The sequence below is a fragment of the Pseudoxanthomonas daejeonensis genome (assembly GCF_022637495.1).
Taxonomy (GTDB): domain Bacteria; phylum Pseudomonadota; class Gammaproteobacteria; order Xanthomonadales; family Xanthomonadaceae; genus Pseudoxanthomonas; species Pseudoxanthomonas daejeonensis.
The window spans coordinates 1787708-1804084 of record NZ_CP093331.1 but is presented as its reverse complement, the minus strand read 5'-3'; the positions used below and the strand labels follow the sequence as shown (position 1 = coordinate 1804084).

The window sequence follows — 16377 nt, the reverse complement described above, 5'->3', positions numbered from 1 at the left end:
CGCCGGATGCCAAGGCGACCGGCCCCACCCGGGAGACACCATCGATGAAGGCGTTCCTGTCCGCACTGCTGCTTGCCGCCGTCGCCTGGCTCCCCGCCGGGCCGGTCGCCGCACAGGCCGCGTCCACCCCGCAGGCCGGGCGCGACTATGTCGAGATCGCCGGCGGCAAGCCCTGGGCGGCCAAGCCGGGCCGGATCGAGGTGGCCGAGGTCTTCGGCTACTCGTGCCCGCACTGCGCGCACCTGGAGCCGCTGCTCAAGCCCTGGAAGGCCAAGCTGCCGCGCGACGTGGACTTCGTCGCGGTCCCGGCGGCCTTCGGCGGCCCCTGGGACACCTGGGCGCGGGCCTACTTCGCCGCCTCCAACCTCGGACTGCTGGCGCGCACGCACGACGCGGTCTTCGCCGCGATCCACGAGCGAGGGAACTTGCCGCGCAATCCGAGCGCGCAGGAGCTGGCCACGTTCTACGCCAGCTATGGCGTGACATCCGAGCGCTTCCTGGCAGCGATGGCCGACCCGAAGGTCGATGCGCAGTTGCAGCAGTCCGCGGCACTGACCCGCGCCTGGGAGCTGGAAGGCACGCCCAGCGTGGTCGTCGCCGGCCGTTATCGCGTCCTCGGCAAGGATTTCCAGGACATGCTGCGCATCACCGACTGGCTGGTGGCACGCGAGCGCCAGGCCGCGGCCAAGCCCTGATCCGCTGGCCGCCGCGCCGACCCGGCGTTGACGGCCCTTGCTCCATCCTCTTCATCCTCCAGGAGACCACCATGACCAAGCGCCACCTCGTCAGCCTGACCCTGCTGCTGGCCCTGACCGCCTGCTCCGGCAAGCAGGCCCCGGCGCCGGCCGACACCCCCGCCACCCCGGCCCCTGCGGAAACCGCCGCACCGGCCACCCCGGCTCCGGCGCCGGCCGAAGCTGCTGCTCCGGCCGCCGACGCTCCGGCTGCTCCCGCCCCGGCGCCGACCGCTCCGAGTGGCCCGGCCCCGGTCGCCGGCGTGGACTACGTCGAGATCCCCAATGGCCAGGCCTTCCAGCCCGCCGCCGGCAAGATCGAGGTTGCCGAAGTGTTCGGCTACACCTGCCCGCACTGCGCGCAGTTCGAGCCGGTGCTGCAGGCGTGGAAGCAGCGCCAGCCGGCCGACGTGGCGGTGACCCAGGTGCCGGCGGCGTTCGGCGGCTACTGGCTGCCGTATGCGCGCGCGTTCTACGCCGCCGAGGCGCTGGGCGTGCTGGCCCAGTCGCATGACGCGATGTTCAATGCCGTCCACGTGCAGCGCTCCCTGCCGGTGAACGCCAACGTGACCGCCGAGCAGATCGCGCCGTTCTATGCCCAGTACGGCGTGGACGCCAAGCGCTTCGCCGACACCTACAACAGCTTCGGCGTGGACGCCAAGATCAACCGCGCCAAGCAGTTCGCGGTGAAGGCCAGGATCGAAGGCACCCCGTCGCTGGTGGTCAACGGCAAGTACACGGTGAACGTGGACCCGCAGGGCTTCGAGAAGATGCTCAACACGGTCGAATGGCTGGTGGCCAAGGAGCGTGGCGGCGCCGACTGACGCGCCGCTGCACCCCGCCATGGGCTCCCCCACGCCCGCACCCGTTCCCGGCGCATCGCCGGCTGCCGCCGACGCGGCGGCCGGCACGCGCACGCTGCGCGTGCTCAGCGCCAACATCCAGGCCGGATCGAGCACCCGCCGCTACAGCGACTACGTGACCCGCAGCTGGTCGCACGCGTTGCCGGCGGGGCGCAAGCGCACCAGCCTGGACGCGATCGCGCAGCTGGCCAGCGGCCACGACATCGTCGGCCTGCAGGAAAGCGACCCCGGCAGCCTGCGCTCGGGCTTCACCAACCAGACCCACTACCTGGCCCAGCGCGCGGGCTTCCATTACTGGACCCACCAGCCCAACCGCAGCATGGGCGGCGTGGCCTCCAGCGCCAACGGCCTGCTCAGCAAGCTGGAACCGGTGCGGACCACCGACCACGCACTCCCCGGCCGGATCAAGGGCCGCGGCGTGCTGCTGGCCCACTTCGGCGACCACCGCGAAGGCCTCACCGTGGCGGTCGCGCACCTGTCGCTGGGCGCCAAGTCGCGGCATGCGCAGCTGTCGTTCATCGCCGAAGTATTGAAGGACCATCCCAACGCGGTGCTGATGGGCGACTTCAACTGCCTGCCCGACCAGCCGGAAATGGACGTGCTCTACCGCAACACCACCTTGCGTCCGCCCGAGTGCGCGGTGCCGACCTTCCCGAGCTGGAAGCCGCAGCGCGCGATCGACCACATCCTGGTCAGCGGCGACCTGAAGTGCCTGGGCTCGCAGGCGTTCCCGGCCGCGTTCTCCGACCACCTCGCGCTGGCGATGCAGATCGAAGTACCGGAAGGCGCACTGCGCACCTGATCGTGCGCATCTGATAGGCCAGGGCCGGGCCGCGCTGACGGCAACCGCGGCCACCGGCCGGCCATCGCGGCTAGTTCGAAACCACGCCCGGAAGCCAGCGAACCTCGCAGGACGCCATGCCTTGCTGCTGCTGGAGCACGACGCGCCAGCCCAGTCGGGCCGCCAGCCGCTGCACGATCCGCAGCCCCAGCCCGAAGCCTGCCGAGGCCGCGGGCTCGTCCGGATTGCGCAGGGTCAACGCTTCAACTCCGGCATCGATTTCGATCACGCCTTCGCTGCCATGCTGGATCGCGTTGAGCAGCAGGTTGGCGAGCAGGGCCTCGACCGCCTCCCATGGCGCATCCCATGACAGACCGGGCACCAGCTGCAGTTCGATCGACTGGCCGCGCGCCTGGGCAAGCGGACGGAATTCCTCGACCAGCGCCTCCAGGTGTGCCGCAGCCAAGGTGCGTCCAGCAGGAATCGCGGCATCGCTGGCCAGCCAGAGGATGGCATTGCTGGCACGGGTCAGTCGCTCCACCGCCCGCTGCAACCTGGCCAGTGCGGGGGCATGCGCCGGCGATTCGTCCAGCAGTGCCAGGCTGGTGCGCGCCGACTGCAGTGGCGTGCGCAGTTCGTGCGCCAGGAACGCCAGGGTTTCGCGTTCACGTTCGACCGCGGCCTGCTGTTCGCGCCAGACCCCGGCATGCAGGTGCAACAGCTCGCCGAATTCACGGATGGGTTCGCGTTGTGCGAGCGCTTCAAGGCTGCGCGGATCGGGACTGGCCAGCACCTCGCCCAGCAGTGCGCGTGCGCGCCGCACCGTGCGCGAGACGAACGCCCAGGCCAGCACATAGGCGCACAGCAACGACAACGCCAGCAATGCCAGTGCGTACGCCAGCCCGCCGGGAAGCCGCGGATTGACCGTCAGCTCGCCGGTCACGTCGTACACCAGCGCGAATGGCTGCCCCGTCGCCGTCCGCGCCGACAGCACGTGCACGTAGCGGCCGTCGTCACGGCGGAATTCGATGACCGTGCCGGGCTTCTTCCCGGAAATCCGCGTGGCGATGTCTTCCGGCAATGCCGGCCCGGGCAGGGCCTGGAAATTCGCCGGCAAGGTGGCCGATGCACCGGCCACGTCCACGACCGTCGCGCTGACCGCGCGCAGGTGACGGTCGATGAAGCTGTCCTCCAGCAGGAACAGCAGCAGCAAAGCGCTGCCGGCGAAGGAAAGCGACAGCACGGCTGCGAACGCCATCCAGCGCCGCGCCAATGCACGTTGCAGGCTACGCCGTCGCGCCATCGCCCGCCTCCGCGACGAAGCGGTAGCCCACGCCACGCACCGTATCGATCAGCGGCCGCCCGAAGCTGCGCACGAGCTGCTGGCGCAGCTGGTAGACATGCATGCGCAGAGGATCGCTGCCGGGTGGCCCGTCCTCCCAGAGCAGCGAGCAGAGGTCTTCGCGCGACACGCAGCCGGGACTGGCCTCCATCAAGCGGCGCAACAGCGCGAAACCGGTGGCCTGCAAGAGCAGCGACACGTCGCCGCGGACCAGCAGGCGCCCCTGCAGCTCCAGCACGTACGCGCCTGCGCGCAACTGCGCGCCGCCACTGGCCGGCGCGTGCGCGATGATCGCCCGCGCACGCGCCAGCAGCTCCGCGGGCGCGAATGGCTTGACCATGTAATCCACCGCACCGGCCTCGAAGGCCACCAGCTTGTCGGCCAGCGCGCCGCGTGCGGTCAGGAACAGCACCGGCGAGCGCAAGCCGGACTCGTGCTTGAGCGACCGGCACAGCGACAGGCCATCCTCGCCGGGCAGGTTGACGTCCAGCACCACCAGGTCGAATGCGCGCTCCTGCAGGTGCGAGCGCGCCTGCGTGGCGGTGTAGGCGAAATCCACCTCCACGCCATGCACGCCCAGGTAGTCGCCGATGCCGGCGGCGATGTCGGCGTCGTCCTCCACCAGCAGCAGCCGCAATGGTCGCTCGTCAGTCCGCATCACGCCTCGCCCATGGCCGCTTGGCGCCGCACGCAGGCGCCATCGGCAGTGTAACCAGGTGCGCTCGCGCACGATCTTCCGTGCGCGTCCCGCGGGCCCGCACGACCGTCATCCGCGCGCAAGCCGTTGCAGGTGCCAGGCATCGACCACGCCGCCCTGCATGGCGGCGACCAGCGCATGCATAAGCAACAGCCGCCTGTCCGCATCGGGCAGCTGCTGCCTGAGTCGCAGCGCGGCATCGATGCCCTCGCGCCGGTAGGTGTCCAGCACCTGCACGGACAGCTCTTCGCCGCTGCGCGCGCGGGCGACCGGTGCATGCCCCAGTCCCTGCACCATCGCCTCGGCGACCGACCAGGTCGACCACGGGTTCTGGCCGGTGACGAGGCGGCCATCGACCACGGTATTGTCCAGGTACATCGCACCTTCGACGAAGCGTGCACCGGCCTGCTGCATCCGCTCCTGCAGCAGGAACGGAAACACCGTTTGCGCGTCCTTGATCAGGAACAGCTCCTCGGCATTGGTGAATCCGGTGGCGCGGCGACCACGCAGCAAAGGCGTGCCATCATCCAGGACGACCTGCAGCAGTGCCGCCGGCCCGTGGCAGACCGCGCCGACCACGCCACCCGACCGGTAGATATCGCGGACGATGTGCGGGATCGATGGGTCGTCGGGGAAATCGAACATCGTGCCCTTGCCGCCGACGAAATACACCGCCGCGTACTTCGACGAATCGACCTCTGCCAGCTTCAGGGTGGTGGCGAGCTTGCGCCGCGCCTGCGGGTCGTTGAGGAACGCGTAGTCGGCCGCGACCATGTCGTCGTCGGTGCGCATCGGCGGCTCGCCGCCTTGCGGGCTGGCGATGTCCACCTCGTAGCCGTTGGCAAGGAAGGTGTAGTACGCCCGCGACAGCTCGGTCAGCTCGTAACCGCCACGCTTGCCACTGTCGCCCAGGCTGGCGGTGCTGGTCACCACGGCGAGCACCTTGCCGCGCGGCGGCGATGGCGACTTCAGGAAGTCCAACTGGGCGGCGGTGCTGCCGGGATCTGCCGGCGGCTGGCTGTCCAGGTCCAGGGCCTGCCACCACAGGCCACCCACGGCCGCCAGGACGATCACCAGCCCCAGGAACGCGACCAGAACGCGCTTGCCCCACTTCCACATGACAGCCTCCCGGTCGCATCGACCCTTTTCGATGGATCGGATGCTGGGGCCGCCATGTAGATCCAGGATCAATCGCGCCGAACGCGCCGGTTGTTCCGACTCAGAACCCGTAGCGCAGGAAGCCGCCGTCCACCGCGATGCATTCGCCGGTGACGTAGCTGGCCGCCGGCAGGCACAGGAACGCGACCGCGCCGGCCACTTCCTCCGGTTCGCCGATCCGCCGCATCGGCGTGCGCCCCACCACTTCCTCGTAGTAGTCCGGATCGGACAGCGGTTCGGACGTGCGCCGGGTGCGGATGTACCACGGCGCCACCGCGTTGACCCGGATGCCATCCTCGGCCCATTCGGCGGCCAGGTTGCGCGTCATCTGGTGCAAGGCCGCCTTGCTCATGCCGTAGACCACGCCGCTGCGCACGTGGGTGATGCCCGACACGCTGCCGACGTTGACGATGCTCGAGGCCGCGTGGCGTGCGAGCAGCGGATGCGCGTAGCGCGAAAGCTCGAACGCCGCGAACAGGTTGGTCTCGAAGATCCCGCGCCATTCGTCCTCGGTGTAGTCGACCGCGGCCTTGGTGACGTTGCCGCCGGCGTTGTTGACCAGGATGTGCAGGCCTTCGCCCTGGTCCTCGACCCAGTCCAGGATCGCGCGGCGGTCCTCGTCATCGGCGACGTCGGCGGCCATGGCCAGGATGTCCTGCGCGGGATGGCGGTCGGCCAGTTCGTCGCGGATGTCCTGCAGCGGGTCCTCCTCGCGCGCGACCAGCAGGAGGTGCGCGCCCAGCGCGGCCAGCTCGCGCGCGATCGCAAGGCCAATGCCGGCGCTGGCGCCGGTCACCAGCGCCAGTTGCCCGTCCAGCCGCCACCGGTTCTTCTGCATGGGCGTAGGATAACGCCGGGCCTTCCCGCGGAGCGCATCGATGAACGAGTCCGTCCGTTTCCTGCCGCGCATCCTGCGCCACGCCTGCCTGCCGATGCTGTGCCTCGCCGCACTGGCCGCGTGCCGGCCCGAACCGCCGCCGACCGAGCAACCGCCCGAGCCGCAGGCCCAGGCGCACACCGAGTTGCGCGATGCGATCCAGGCGCCGCAGGACAAGGCGCGTGCCGTCGAGAAGAACGTGCAGGAAGCCGCCGACAGGCAGCAGGCGCAGATCGACGAGGCGGAAGGCGGCTGACGCCGGTCCGTGTCGAGCCGGGCTTGCCCGGCTACTTTTCCCGCGAATGAAGACGGCCAGCGGGCGAGCCCCGCTCTACGGCGCTTGGATCCCGGGCGGAAACAGAAGTCGCGCGGCGCCTCGCCGGAACGGGACGCGCAAAGCGCGCCCCGTGAGCAGGTTTACAACCCGCAGAAGCAGTAAGCCAGCGACTTCACCGGTGCACCGCTGCGGTCCTTGATCGCGTTCTCGACGAAACGCAGCTGCGCTTCGGTTTCCGGCATGGTCCGGGCCAGCGCGGCGCGGGCCATGCCCGAATCCTGCAGCATCGCCGTACCGATCCTGCTGCCGGCAAAGCCCGCCATGAATTGGGCGAACGGCGTGGCCGGCTTGTCGATGTAGGTCACGCGGAACTTGTCCTTCTCCAGCTCCGCGCGCTTGGCCGCATCGGCCACCGCATCGCCCAGGTCGCCCAGTTCGTCGACCAGGCCGCGCTCCTTGGCCTGCGCGCCGCTCCACACGCGACCGCGCGCGACAGCATCGACTTCTTCCACCGGCTTGCCGCGCGCCTGCGCGACCTTGCCGGTGAAGTCGGCGTAGCCCTTGTCGATCACCGACTGGATGACGCGGCCCACTTCCGGGTCCAGCGGCCGGGTCACGTCGAACGCGCCGGCGAAGCGGGTCGTGCTCACGCCGTCGGTGTGCACGCCGATCTTGTCCAGGGTGCGGGTGAAATTGGGGATCAGGCCGAAGATTCCGATCGAGCCGGTGATCGTCGACGCATCGGCGTAGATCCGGTCGGCGTTCATGCTGATCCAGTAGCCGCCGGACGCGGCCAGGTCGCCCATCGACACCACCACCGGCTTGCCCGCGGCCTTGAGCAGTTCGACCTCGCGGCGGATCTGCTCGGAGGCGAACACCTCGCCACCGGGCGAGTCCACGCGCAGCACGACGGCCTTGATCTCTTCATCCTCGCGCGCCTGGCGCAGCAGTGCGGCGGTGGACTCGCCACCGATGCGCCCTGCCGGCTGGTCGCCGCCACTGATCTCGCCCTCGGCCACGACCACCGCCACCTGCGGACGCCGGTCCACCGGCAGGCGCCTGCCATCCAGCTGCACCAGGTAGGCATCGAGGGAAACACTGCGGAAACCCAGGTCGCCATCCTCGTCGGCCACGCCGCGCTCGGTCAGCAGCGTCTCCATTTCCTCGCGCGTCTTCAGCCCGTCGACGAGCTTCATCGACTGCGCATACTTGGCCAGGTCGCCGCCGGCGGCTTCGATGCCCTCGGGCAGCGCGTCGATCTGCGCGGCCAGCTGGGCCGGGTCGAGCTTGCGCGCGGCACCCACGTCGGCCAGGTAGCGCTGCCACACGTCGTTCATCCAGTACAGGTCCGCTTCCTTGGCCTCGGGCGAGGCCGCGTCGAGGATGTACGGCTCGGCGGCGGACTTGAACTCGCCGACGCGGAACAGGTGCACGTCCACGCCCAGCTTGTCCTGCAGGCCGGTGCGGAAGTACTGGCGATAGCGGCCCAGGCCCTCGAGCATCAGGCTGCCCATCGGGTCCAGGTAGACCTCGTCGGCCTGCGCGGCGAGCAGGTACTGGCCCTGGCTGATGTTCTCGCCGAACGCGACGACCTGCTTGCCCGAGGCGCGCAGCTCGCGCAGCGCTTCGGCGACTTCGCGCATCGAAGCCATGCCCGATGGCTGCAGCTTGTCCAGCTGCAGCAGCACGCGTTCGACGTGCTTGTCGTCCTTGGCCGCCTCGATCGCGCGCAGCAGGTCGCGCAGCTGCACTTCCTCGGCAGAGCGGTCGCCCAGTACGCGGGCCAGGGCGCGGGTCACCGGATCGGCAGTGAACTGCTCGACCAGGCGGCCTTCCGGCGCGATCACCAGGGTGGTGCGCTCCTGCAGCGGCTGCACGCCGCCTCCCTTGCCCACCGCGGCGATGAAGCCGATCAGGATCAGGAACAGCAACCCGAAGAACAGCAGGTTGAGGATCAGCCGGCGGGTGAAATTCATCACGTCCCACAGGCCGACGAAGAAACGGCCGACGGGATTGGAGCGCGGCAGGGGGGGCGGATTCATCGGACAGCGGCTCCAGCAGGCGGGATACGGGTTACGACATGCAGGATAGCGGCTGCGCCAGAGCCTTTCATACGCCTTAAGTCAGGGTGCCCACAGGCTTAGCCGGTTCCACGGCCGGCGGCAGGTGCCGCAACCGCCAGGACAGGCGCCAGCCCATCAGCACCGCGGCTGCGGTGAGGCCCACGATCAACCCGGTCCACATGCCCTGCGGCCCCCAGCCCAGCCCCAGGCCCAGCCCGGCGCCCAGCGGCATGCCCAGGCCCCAGTAGGCGGCCATCGCCAGGAACATCGGCACCCGGGTGTCGCGCAGGCCGCGCAGCGAGCCGGCCGACATCACCTGGATGCCGTCGGGGAACTGGAAGGTGGCCGCGTACAGCAGCAGCGTCGAAGCCATCGCGGCCACGGCCACGTCGCGGGTGTAGACGGCGACGATCGCATCGTGGCCGGTCAGCAGCACCAGCGCCGACAGGCTCTGCGTCGCCAGCACGATCACGTAGCCGGCCTGTGCGGCGCGGCGCACGCCGTGCGGGTCGCCGGCGCCCAGCGCGCGCCCGACCCGCACAGTGGTCGCCTCGGCGAGCCCCATCGGCACCATGAAGCACAGCGCCGAGACGTTGATCGCGATCTGGTGCGCCGCGGCCGGTATTTCTCCCAGCCGTGCGATCAGCAGCGCGGTGACGATGAACAGTCCGCCCTCCATCAGCACGGTCACCCCGATCGGCAGGCCGGTGGCGAGCAGCTCGCGGATCTGGTTCCAGCGTGGCGGCTCCAGGTGCGAGAACAGCCCCAGCGGCGCGAACCTGCGCGAGCGCCACAGGTACACGGCAAAGCCCAGCGCCTGCAGCCACATCACCGTGGCCGAGGCCACGCCCAGCCCCGCCGCGCCCATTTCCGGCAGCGGCCCGACGCCGAAGGTCAGCACGTAGCCCAGCGGCGCCAGCACGGCCAGGCCGCCGAACCCGAGCAGCATCGTCGGCAGCGTCCAGTGCAGGCCTTCGCTCAGGTAGCGCATGCAGAAGAACAACGTCAGCGCCGGCACGCCCCAACGCACCCCGTAGGTGAACGCGGTCGCACCGGGAATGATGTCGGCGGCGATCCCGAACGCACCCAGCGCCAACGGCACTGCGCTCAGGAACGCGAACATCAGCAAGCCCAGACCCAGTCCGAGCCACAGCGCCTGGCGGAACAGCGGCGCGATCTCGTGCCTGCGACCGGCCCCGTCGAGCTGCGACACCGAGGCGGTCAGCGCGATCAGCGTGCCTATCGGCACCATCATCGGCAGCCACAGCAACGCCGTGCCGACCGTCACCGACGCGAGCGTGCGCGTGCCGTGGTGTCCGGCGATGACGTTGTCGACGAAGTTGATCAGGCCGGTCGACACGTGGCCCAGCACCAGCGGCAGGGCGAGCGTGGCGGTGGCGCGCAGTTCGCGGCCCAGCGGGCGCGTTTCGGAAGCGGTCATGGGGGGCACAGTGCGGGCTGCGGTCGTGCCTCGGGCACTGGCACCGGGCTCCGGCAGGCCGCTATCTTACCCGCTGCACGGGGACATCCATACGACACATGAGCGACCACCCTACCGCCGCCTGCGAGAACTGCGCCGCGCCGCTGCAGGGTGCGTTCTGCCACGCCTGTGGCCAGGCCGCGCACAGCCCGGTGCGCAGCTTCGCGCATGCCCTCGAGGAAGTGTTCGAATCGTTCTGGCACCTGGACGGCCGCATCTTCCGCACGATGCGGCGCCTGCTCCTGCCCGGCGCACTCGCGCGCGACTACCTTGCCGGCATGCGCGCGCCCTACGTGGCGCCGATGCGCCTGTTCGTGATCCTGTGCGTGCTGACGTTCTTCGTCGGAAGGCTGGTGGATTTCGGCGACGCCTTCGCGCCGACCATCGACGTGGAAAACGCGGACATGAACGAAGCCCTGTCGCAAGCCACTTCGATCACGGAAGTGGAGAAGATCCGCGACAGCACGATCGCCAATCTCGAGCAGGCGCGGGCGGAACTGCCGGCCACGCTCGCACCGGCTCGAGCTGGCTTCGATCACGGCATCGGGACCATCCGCCGGCAGGCCGACCGGCGCATACGCGAACTGGGCGGCACGCCCGCCGCGCGCGCCGACGTGCTTCCCTCGGATGCGCTCGTGATCTCCACCGATGCGCCACCCGGCACCTGGCTCGAGCACCAGGCTTCGCGTCTGGAGCAGGGCTGGCGAGGCTTCCTGCAGAACCCGGCTCCCTTCAAGGCGGCCTTCATGGGCAGCGTGCCCACCGTGCTGTTCATGCTGGTTCCGATCTTCGCGCTGCTGCTGAAGCTGTTCTACGTGGGAACCGGGCGCATGTACCTGGAGCACCTGGTGGTGGCGCTCTACAGCCATGCCTTCCTCTGCGTGGCCCTGCTCGGGCAGTTCGCGCTGCTGGCGCTGGACCATGGCCTGTCGCCCCACCTGGCCGCGACCGGGGTGGTCACCGGATTGATATCGGCACTGTTGTGGCTGTGGATGCCCGCCTATCTGCTGTTGATGCAGAAGCGCGTTTACGCGCAGGGCTGGCTGCTGACGACGCTGAAGTTCATGGTGCTCGGCAGCGCCTACGCGACGATGCTCTTCTTCACAGCGGTCGCCCTGGCCCTGGTGAGCCTCGCGCGCACCTGACGCGCCGCGCCGCTCCGGCAGCCTTCTACCGCCTGCCCCGCTCCTCCAGCCAGGCGCCGCGCTGCGGTGGCGGCGTCGCCAGCAGTTCGCGTCGCAACGCCTCGCGTTCGGCCGGTGGCGTGCGCCGGGACAGGTCGCCCAGTTGGCGCCGCTGCTCCGGGGTCATTGCACGAAGCGCGGCCAGCAACGGTTCGCGCTCGCCCTCGCCGACGAAACCCAGCAGCGGCTGCAGGGCCGCGTAGTCCGCGCCCAACGCCGGGCCCAGCATCCAGCCGTTGCGCTCCATCGCATCGAGCGAAGCGAAGCGCGTGCGCAACGCGGCGCGCGCCGGGGGATCCAGCTCCTGCAATGCCAGGGCGGCGGCGCGCACCCGCGCCTGCTCGAACGCATCGAGCTGCTGCCAGGCCTCGGCCGCGGCGGCGGTGACGTTCGCATCGGCAGGCTCGCCGCTGTCGCCGTCGATGGGGGTTGCGCTCGCATCGCCTTCGCGCTCGATGTGCGACGCCGGTGCGCCGGCCGCATACCACGACAGCAATGGCAGTCCTGCCACCACCGGATCCTGGACCGGCTCGGCCAGCGCGGCCGGCCAGTCCGGCGGCAGCGCGGGCGGGTCGGCCTCGGGCAATGGTTCGACCACGACCGGTTCGTTGTCATGCACGCGCAGGTCGTCCACCGGCGCCACGCCATTGTCGCCGTTCGCCGACGGCGCGGGCGACGTCGGCGACCAGGCGTACCAGGCGGCGCCCGATGCGAGGACAACCGCAGCCACGGCCGCCGCGATCCATCCCCCGCGCCGGCGACGCCCGGACCGCACCGGCCCACGGGCCGGGCGCCGGTCCTCTGCGGGTTCCACCGGTCGGGGCGGCGCGGGCATGGCCCGTCCTGCCAGCGCCGATTCGCGCAGCTGCAACAGGCGCTGCTGCTGGGCGGGATCGAGCTCGCGCCCGGCCTGTGCGATGGCCTCGGCCTGCTGGCGCCAGCCGGCCGCATCCGGCCCGCCGGACGCGTCGCGCGGGCAGGCTTCGGCCAGCGCCTGCTGGTAATCCGCCATCTGCGTACCGAGGACCGCCGCGGCGGTGGCTTCATCCAGGCCCGCGACCTGGCGTAGCAGCAGTGCACGCCGGACCGACGGGCGCATTGGACCGAGGAAGGCCAGCGCCGGCGGCCAGTCGCCCGCGCCGGCCTCCAGCGGCAGCGCCAGCAGCAGTTTCCAGAAGCGGGTCGGCCATTCGGCCATCGGCATCCGTTCGGCCGGCCCGGGGAAAGCCCGGATCGCCGCGGCCAGTGCCCGCTCGGCCGCCGCCGCGTCGCCCCCCTGCAGCCACAGGAACACGAACGCCCGCCGCTCGGCACCGCGCAGGAACGCGGCCAGGGCCGCCGGAAGTTCGGCGCCGCGGTTCACTGGCTCGTTGCGCATCGGGACTCCGGCATGTGCCGAGGATACGCGGCACCGCACCCGGCTTCGCTCTTGACAGCGCCGTCGACGCTGTTCCAGCGCGCCACGACAAGGGCTGCCACCTGCGCGGTTGTGCACAGCGCAATTACTTTCGGCCTAAAACCGCATGTTTCGCCTTCCACCACTTTGCTACATCTGTGTTTCACGCCTAAACATATGATTTATATGTATTTTTGCATATGGCGCTTTTTTGACCAACCTGACTGACAGGCTTGAATCCCCGTGTTTGCCGCGTGAAGCATCGCGCTCATGCACAAGCTTATCCACACCCAGTGTGGATAAGCACAAATATCCAACTGTGACGGGCGTTTACCTCCGGTTTGTCGGACCCACTACAACAATGACTCGCAAGCGGGCATCGCTGCGCGGGCCACGGGCGGGCCGTAGACTGGCGTGATGCCCGCACCCGGATCCGCCCCGCCCACCTGTCTCCAGGTCGCCCTTCCGGTGCCCGTCCCGCGGCTGTTCGACTATTTGCCCCCCGAAGGCCAGTCCCTCACCGCCATCCAGGCCGGCCAGCGGATCCGGGTCCCGTTCGGCAACCGCGAACTGCTCGGCGTGGTGGCCGGCACCGGCGCCGCCGAGCCCGGGGTGGAGCTGCGCCGCGCCCATGCCCTGCCCGACGCCGAGCCGGTGTTCACCGGCGAGCTGCTGGAGTCGCTGCGGTGGCTCACCCGTTACACCCATGCCCCGGCCGGCGAAGTGTTCGCCACCGCGCTGCCCGCGTCGCTGCGCGCGGGCGGCCCCCTGCCCGATACCCATGCCTGGGCCTGGCTGCTGACCGAAGCGGGGATCACCGGGCTGGCCGGGCTGCGGCGCAACACGCGTCCGCGCCGGCTGGCCGAGTTGCTGGAAGGCGGACCGTGCGACGAGGATCGGCTGGAGCGGGAACTGGATGGCTGGCGTGAAGCGGCGCGGTCGCTGGCGCGGCGCGGCTTCGCCGAGCGCATTGCCACGCCGGCAGTCGCGCGCGCCCCGGCACCGCAGCCGGGTCCGCTTCCCAGCGCTGAGCAGCAGGCAGCGATCACGGCGATCGCGGCGGCCGATGGCTTCAGCCCGGCCCTGCTCGAAGGCGTGACCGGCAGCGGCAAGACCGAGGTCTACCTGCACGCCATCGCCGACTGCCTGGCGCGCGGCCGGCAGGCGCTGGTGCTGGTCCCGGAGATCGGCCTCACCCCGCAGACGCTGGCCCGCTTCCGCGCACGCCTGGGCGTGCCGGTGCACGCGCTGCATTCGGGACTGACCGACAACGAGCGCGCACGGGTGTGGACGGCCGCCTGGCGCGGCGAGGCGCGCGTGATCGTGGGCACGCGTTCGGCGGTGTTCACCCCGCTGCCCGACGCGGGACTGATCGTGGTCGACGAGGAGCATGACGGCAGCTACAAGCAGCAGGACGGCATCCGCTACCACGCGCGCGACTTCGCCCTGGTCCGCGGCAAGGCACTGGGCGTGCCGGTGCTGCTCGGCAGCGCCACGCCCTCGCTGGAGACGCTGCACAACGCGCTGGCCGGTCGCTTCGCGCACATGCGCCTGCGCCGTCGTGCCGGCGAAGCCCGGCCGCCGGCGGTGCGCATCCTCGACGTGCGCAAGCGGCCACTGCAGGCAGGGCTGGCACCGGAGACGCTGGAGATGATCGGCGCGGCGCTGCGCGATGGCGGCCAGGTGCTGGTGTTCAAGAACCGTCGCGGCTACGCGCCGGTGCTGCTGTGCCACGACTGCGGCTGGAGCGCGCAGTGTCCGCGCTGCAGCACGCCGGCGCAGGGCACGCCCCTCACCGTCCACGCTGGCGGCGGCAAGCTGGTCTGCCATCACTGCGGACACCGGCAGACGCGGCCGCTGGCCTGCCCGGACTGCGCCAGCCTGGCCCTGCAGCCCCAGGGCATCGGCACCGAGCGGCTGGAAGAATTGCTCGCCGAACGCTTCGCCGACTGGCCGGTCCTGCGCATCGATCGCGGCACCACCCAGCGCCGCGATGGCCTGGCCAAGCTGCTGGACGAGCTCGGCGACCGGCCCGGCATCCTGGTCGGCACCCAGATCCTGGCCAAGGGCCACGACCTGCCCAACCTGACCCGCGTGGTCGTGGTCGGCGTGGACGAAGGCCTGTTCTCCTCCGATTTCCGCGCCGGCGAAAAGCTGGCCCAGCTGCTGGTGCAGGTGGCCGGGCGCGCCGGCCGCGCGCAGCGCCCGGGCGAGGTGTGGTGGCAGACCCACCATCCCTACCATCGCCTGCTGCACGACCTGATCAACGGCGGCTACGACACCTTCGCCCGCGACGAACTGGTGCAGCGCGAAGCGGCCGGCTTCCCGCCCTCCACCTACCTGGCAATGCTGCGCGCCGAAGCGCAGCAGGTCGATACGGCGGGTGCTTTCCTGCGCGCAGCGAAGGCGATCCTGCATGAAGCCGGTGCCGGTGCCGGTGCCGGTGCCATGCAGGCAGCGGTGCAACTGCATGGCCCGGTGACCGCACCGATGGCCCGTCGTGCGGGCCTGTACCGGATGCAGCTGGTGCTGTCGGCCAGTACCCGCCCCGTGCTGCATGCATTGCTGGACGCCGCCTTGCCCGCGATCCATGCCCTGCCCGAGGCGCGACGCACGCGCTGGTCGCTGGACGTGGACCCGGTGGATCTCTACTAGCGGATCGTCACCCAGTTACGCGGGGAGCGCGCGGGGCCGGGAAGCCGCACCGACCCGCGCGTGACAGCCGGATCAGACCGCCGTTTTCTTCGCCGCGACTCGCTTGCGCGGCTTGTCGCGGACCCAGATCGTCTTGCCTTCCTGCTTGACCTCGAACAGGTCGCTGGCCTTCACCAGGTCGCTGAGCTTGCGGTAGCCGTAGTTGCGCGGGTCGAACGAGGCCTGGTTGCCGATCTGGCTGCCGACCACGTCCAGCCGGGTCCAGCCGTCGTCGCCGCTGCCGGAGTCCACCGCGCTGCGCAGCATCTGCACCAGGCGCGCATCGCCGCGCAGGTCCTGTGCGGCCTTCTTCGGCGCGCTGGCCTCGACCTTGCCGTTGTCCGGCGGCGCGCCCAGCGCCTCGAGGTAGGTGAACTTGGAACAGGCGTTGACGAAGGGCGATGGCGTCTTCTTCTCGCCGAAGCCATAGACCTTCTCGCCGTCGGTAAGCAGGCGCATCACCAGCGGGGTGAAGTCGGCGTCGCTGGTGACGATGGCGAAACCGTCGAGGTTGCGCGCGTACAGCAGGTCCATCGCGTCGATCACCATGGCCATGTCGGAAGCGTTCTTCCCGGTCGAATAGGCGAACTGCTGGATCGGCCGGATCGCGTACTCGTGCAGCACCGCTTCCCACTGCTTGAGGTGCGGGCTCTTCCAGTTGCCGTAGGCGCGGCGCACGTTGGCCACGCCGTAGCGCGCGACCTCGGCCAGGATCACGTCGATCTTGCTGGCCGGCGCATTGTCGGCATCGATCAGCAGGGCGATGCGCTTCTCGGGTTCCGTCATCGTGATTCTCCATGCGGCCAAAGACGGCCCAGGGCTGCAGTCTTG

At 70.3% G+C, this 16377-nt stretch carries 14 protein-coding genes; 6 read left to right on the top strand and 8 right to left on the bottom strand.

What is annotated here, in order from left to right:
- The first annotated feature begins 44 nt into the window (after window positions 1-44).
- From MNQ95_RS08060 to MNQ95_RS08050, 3 genes are all read left to right on the top strand, one after another.
- Window positions 45-695 carry a thiol:disulfide interchange protein DsbA/DsbL gene (locus MNQ95_RS08060; RefSeq protein ID WP_162409998.1) on the top strand — a complete coding sequence of 217 codons (651 nt, stop codon included), beginning with the start codon at window positions 45-47 and terminating at the stop codon, window positions 693-695.
- Window positions 696-766: 71 nt separating this feature from the next.
- Window positions 767-1558: a thiol:disulfide interchange protein DsbA/DsbL gene (locus MNQ95_RS08055; protein WP_241952533.1), complete on the top strand. Its 792-nt coding sequence runs from the start codon at window positions 767-769 to the stop codon at window positions 1556-1558.
- A 100-nt stretch (window positions 1559-1658) separates the two neighbouring features.
- Window positions 1659-2399, top strand: a complete 741-nt coding sequence (locus MNQ95_RS08050) for an endonuclease/exonuclease/phosphatase family protein (protein ID WP_238390322.1) — start codon at window positions 1659-1661, stop codon at window positions 2397-2399.
- A 70-nt stretch (window positions 2400-2469) separates the two neighbouring features.
- Here the strand turns inward: MNQ95_RS08050 and MNQ95_RS08045 are convergent, their stop codons facing one another.
- The 4 genes from MNQ95_RS08045 to MNQ95_RS08030 all read right to left on the bottom strand — a co-directional run bounded on the left by MNQ95_RS08045 (window position 2470) and on the right by MNQ95_RS08030 (window position 6413).
- A complete protein-coding gene (locus tag MNQ95_RS08045) occupies window positions 2470-3681 on the bottom strand; it encodes a sensor histidine kinase (RefSeq protein ID WP_241952532.1) in 1212 nt (403 codons plus the stop codon).
- Window positions 3665-4378 carry a response regulator transcription factor gene (locus MNQ95_RS08040; RefSeq protein WP_241952531.1) on the bottom strand — a complete coding sequence of 238 codons (714 nt, stop codon included), beginning with the start codon at window positions 4376-4378 and terminating at the stop codon, window positions 3665-3667. Before MNQ95_RS08040 ends, MNQ95_RS08045 begins: the two co-directional genes overlap by 17 nt.
- Before the next feature lie 108 nt (window positions 4379-4486).
- Complete coding sequence (locus MNQ95_RS08035) at window positions 4487-5536, bottom strand: type 1 glutamine amidotransferase domain-containing protein (RefSeq protein ID WP_241952530.1); 1050 nt, start codon at window positions 5534-5536, stop codon at window positions 4487-4489.
- A 100-nt stretch (window positions 5537-5636) separates the two neighbouring features.
- Window positions 5637-6413, bottom strand: coding sequence for an SDR family oxidoreductase (locus tag MNQ95_RS08030; protein WP_241952529.1), 777 nt, complete (start codon window positions 6411-6413; stop codon window positions 5637-5639).
- 40 nt (window positions 6414-6453) lie between these two features.
- Here MNQ95_RS08030 and MNQ95_RS08025 point away from each other — a divergent pair, with 40 nt between their 5' ends.
- On the top strand, window positions 6454-6708 hold the full coding sequence (locus MNQ95_RS08025) for a hypothetical protein (protein ID WP_425605658.1): 255 nt from the start codon (window positions 6454-6456) through the stop codon (window positions 6706-6708).
- Between the two features lie 161 nt (window positions 6709-6869).
- Here the strand turns inward: MNQ95_RS08025 and sppA are convergent, their stop codons facing one another.
- Window positions 6870-8771, bottom strand: a complete 1902-nt coding sequence (sppA, locus tag MNQ95_RS08020) for a signal peptide peptidase SppA (RefSeq protein WP_241952528.1) — start codon at window positions 8769-8771, stop codon at window positions 6870-6872.
- Window positions 8772-8847: 76 nt separating this feature from the next.
- Entirely contained in the window at window positions 8848-10233 is a 1386-nt protein-coding gene (locus MNQ95_RS08015; protein WP_241952527.1) for an MATE family efflux transporter, read from the bottom strand.
- A gap of 98 nt (window positions 10234-10331) precedes the next feature.
- On the opposite strand from MNQ95_RS08015, the gene MNQ95_RS08010 reads away from it, so the two are divergent.
- The gene (locus MNQ95_RS08010) at window positions 10332-11417 is read left to right on the top strand and encodes a DUF3667 domain-containing protein (RefSeq protein WP_241952526.1); all 1086 of its coding nucleotides are present in this window, start codon (window positions 10332-10334) and stop codon (window positions 11415-11417) included.
- Window positions 11418-11442: 25 nt separating this feature from the next.
- On the opposite strand, the gene MNQ95_RS08005 is transcribed toward MNQ95_RS08010, so the two are convergent.
- Window positions 11443-12834 (bottom strand): hypothetical protein, encoded by a 1392-nt coding sequence (locus MNQ95_RS08005; RefSeq protein ID WP_241952525.1) that lies wholly within the window; start codon window positions 12832-12834, stop codon window positions 11443-11445.
- Window positions 12835-13269: 435 nt separating this feature from the next.
- Between MNQ95_RS08005 and MNQ95_RS08000 the strand changes: the two genes are divergently transcribed.
- Window positions 13270-15507: a primosomal protein N' gene (locus tag MNQ95_RS08000; RefSeq protein WP_241952524.1), complete on the top strand. Its 2238-nt coding sequence runs from the start codon at window positions 13270-13272 to the stop codon at window positions 15505-15507.
- A 72-nt stretch (window positions 15508-15579) separates the two neighbouring features.
- On the opposite strand, the gene MNQ95_RS07995 is transcribed toward MNQ95_RS08000, so the two are convergent.
- Window positions 15580-16338, bottom strand: a complete 759-nt coding sequence (locus tag MNQ95_RS07995) for an NYN domain-containing protein (RefSeq protein WP_202922849.1) — start codon at window positions 16336-16338, stop codon at window positions 15580-15582.
- Window positions 16339-16377: the final 39 nt, after the last annotated feature.

What these genes read in the sequence shown, in the direction of transcription:
- MNQ95_RS08005 (WP_241952525.1), bottom strand. Translation starts at nt 12,834, where the DNA reads ATGCGCAACGAGCCAGTGAACCGCGGCGCCGAACTTCCGGCGGCCCTG.
- MNQ95_RS08030 (WP_241952529.1), bottom strand. Translation starts at nt 6,413, where the DNA reads ATGCAGAAGAACCGGTGGCGGCTGGACGGGCAACTGGCGCTGGTGACC.
- MNQ95_RS08035 (WP_241952530.1), bottom strand. Translation starts at nt 5,536, where the DNA reads ATGTGGAAGTGGGGCAAGCGCGTTCTGGTCGCGTTCCTGGGGCTGGTG.
- MNQ95_RS08045 (WP_241952532.1), bottom strand. Translation starts at nt 3,681, where the DNA reads ATGGCGCGACGGCGTAGCCTGCAACGTGCATTGGCGCGGCGCTGGATG.
- sppA (WP_241952528.1), bottom strand. Translation starts at nt 8,771, where the DNA reads ATGAATCCGCCCCCCCTGCCGCGCTCCAATCCCGTCGGCCGTTTCTTC.
- MNQ95_RS08000 (WP_241952524.1), top strand. Translation starts at nt 13,270, where the DNA reads ATGCCCGCACCCGGATCCGCCCCGCCCACCTGTCTCCAGGTCGCCCTT.
- MNQ95_RS08040 (WP_241952531.1), bottom strand. Translation starts at nt 4,378, where the DNA reads ATGCGGACTGACGAGCGACCATTGCGGCTGCTGCTGGTGGAGGACGAC.
- MNQ95_RS08025 (WP_425605658.1), top strand. Translation starts at nt 6,454, where the DNA reads ATGAACGAGTCCGTCCGTTTCCTGCCGCGCATCCTGCGCCACGCCTGC.
- MNQ95_RS08010 (WP_241952526.1), top strand. Translation starts at nt 10,332, where the DNA reads ATGAGCGACCACCCTACCGCCGCCTGCGAGAACTGCGCCGCGCCGCTG.
- MNQ95_RS08060 (WP_162409998.1), top strand. Translation starts at nt 45, where the DNA reads ATGAAGGCGTTCCTGTCCGCACTGCTGCTTGCCGCCGTCGCCTGGCTC.
- MNQ95_RS08015 (WP_241952527.1), bottom strand. Translation starts at nt 10,233, where the DNA reads ATGACCGCTTCCGAAACGCGCCCGCTGGGCCGCGAACTGCGCGCCACC.
- MNQ95_RS08055 (WP_241952533.1), top strand. Translation starts at nt 767, where the DNA reads ATGACCAAGCGCCACCTCGTCAGCCTGACCCTGCTGCTGGCCCTGACC.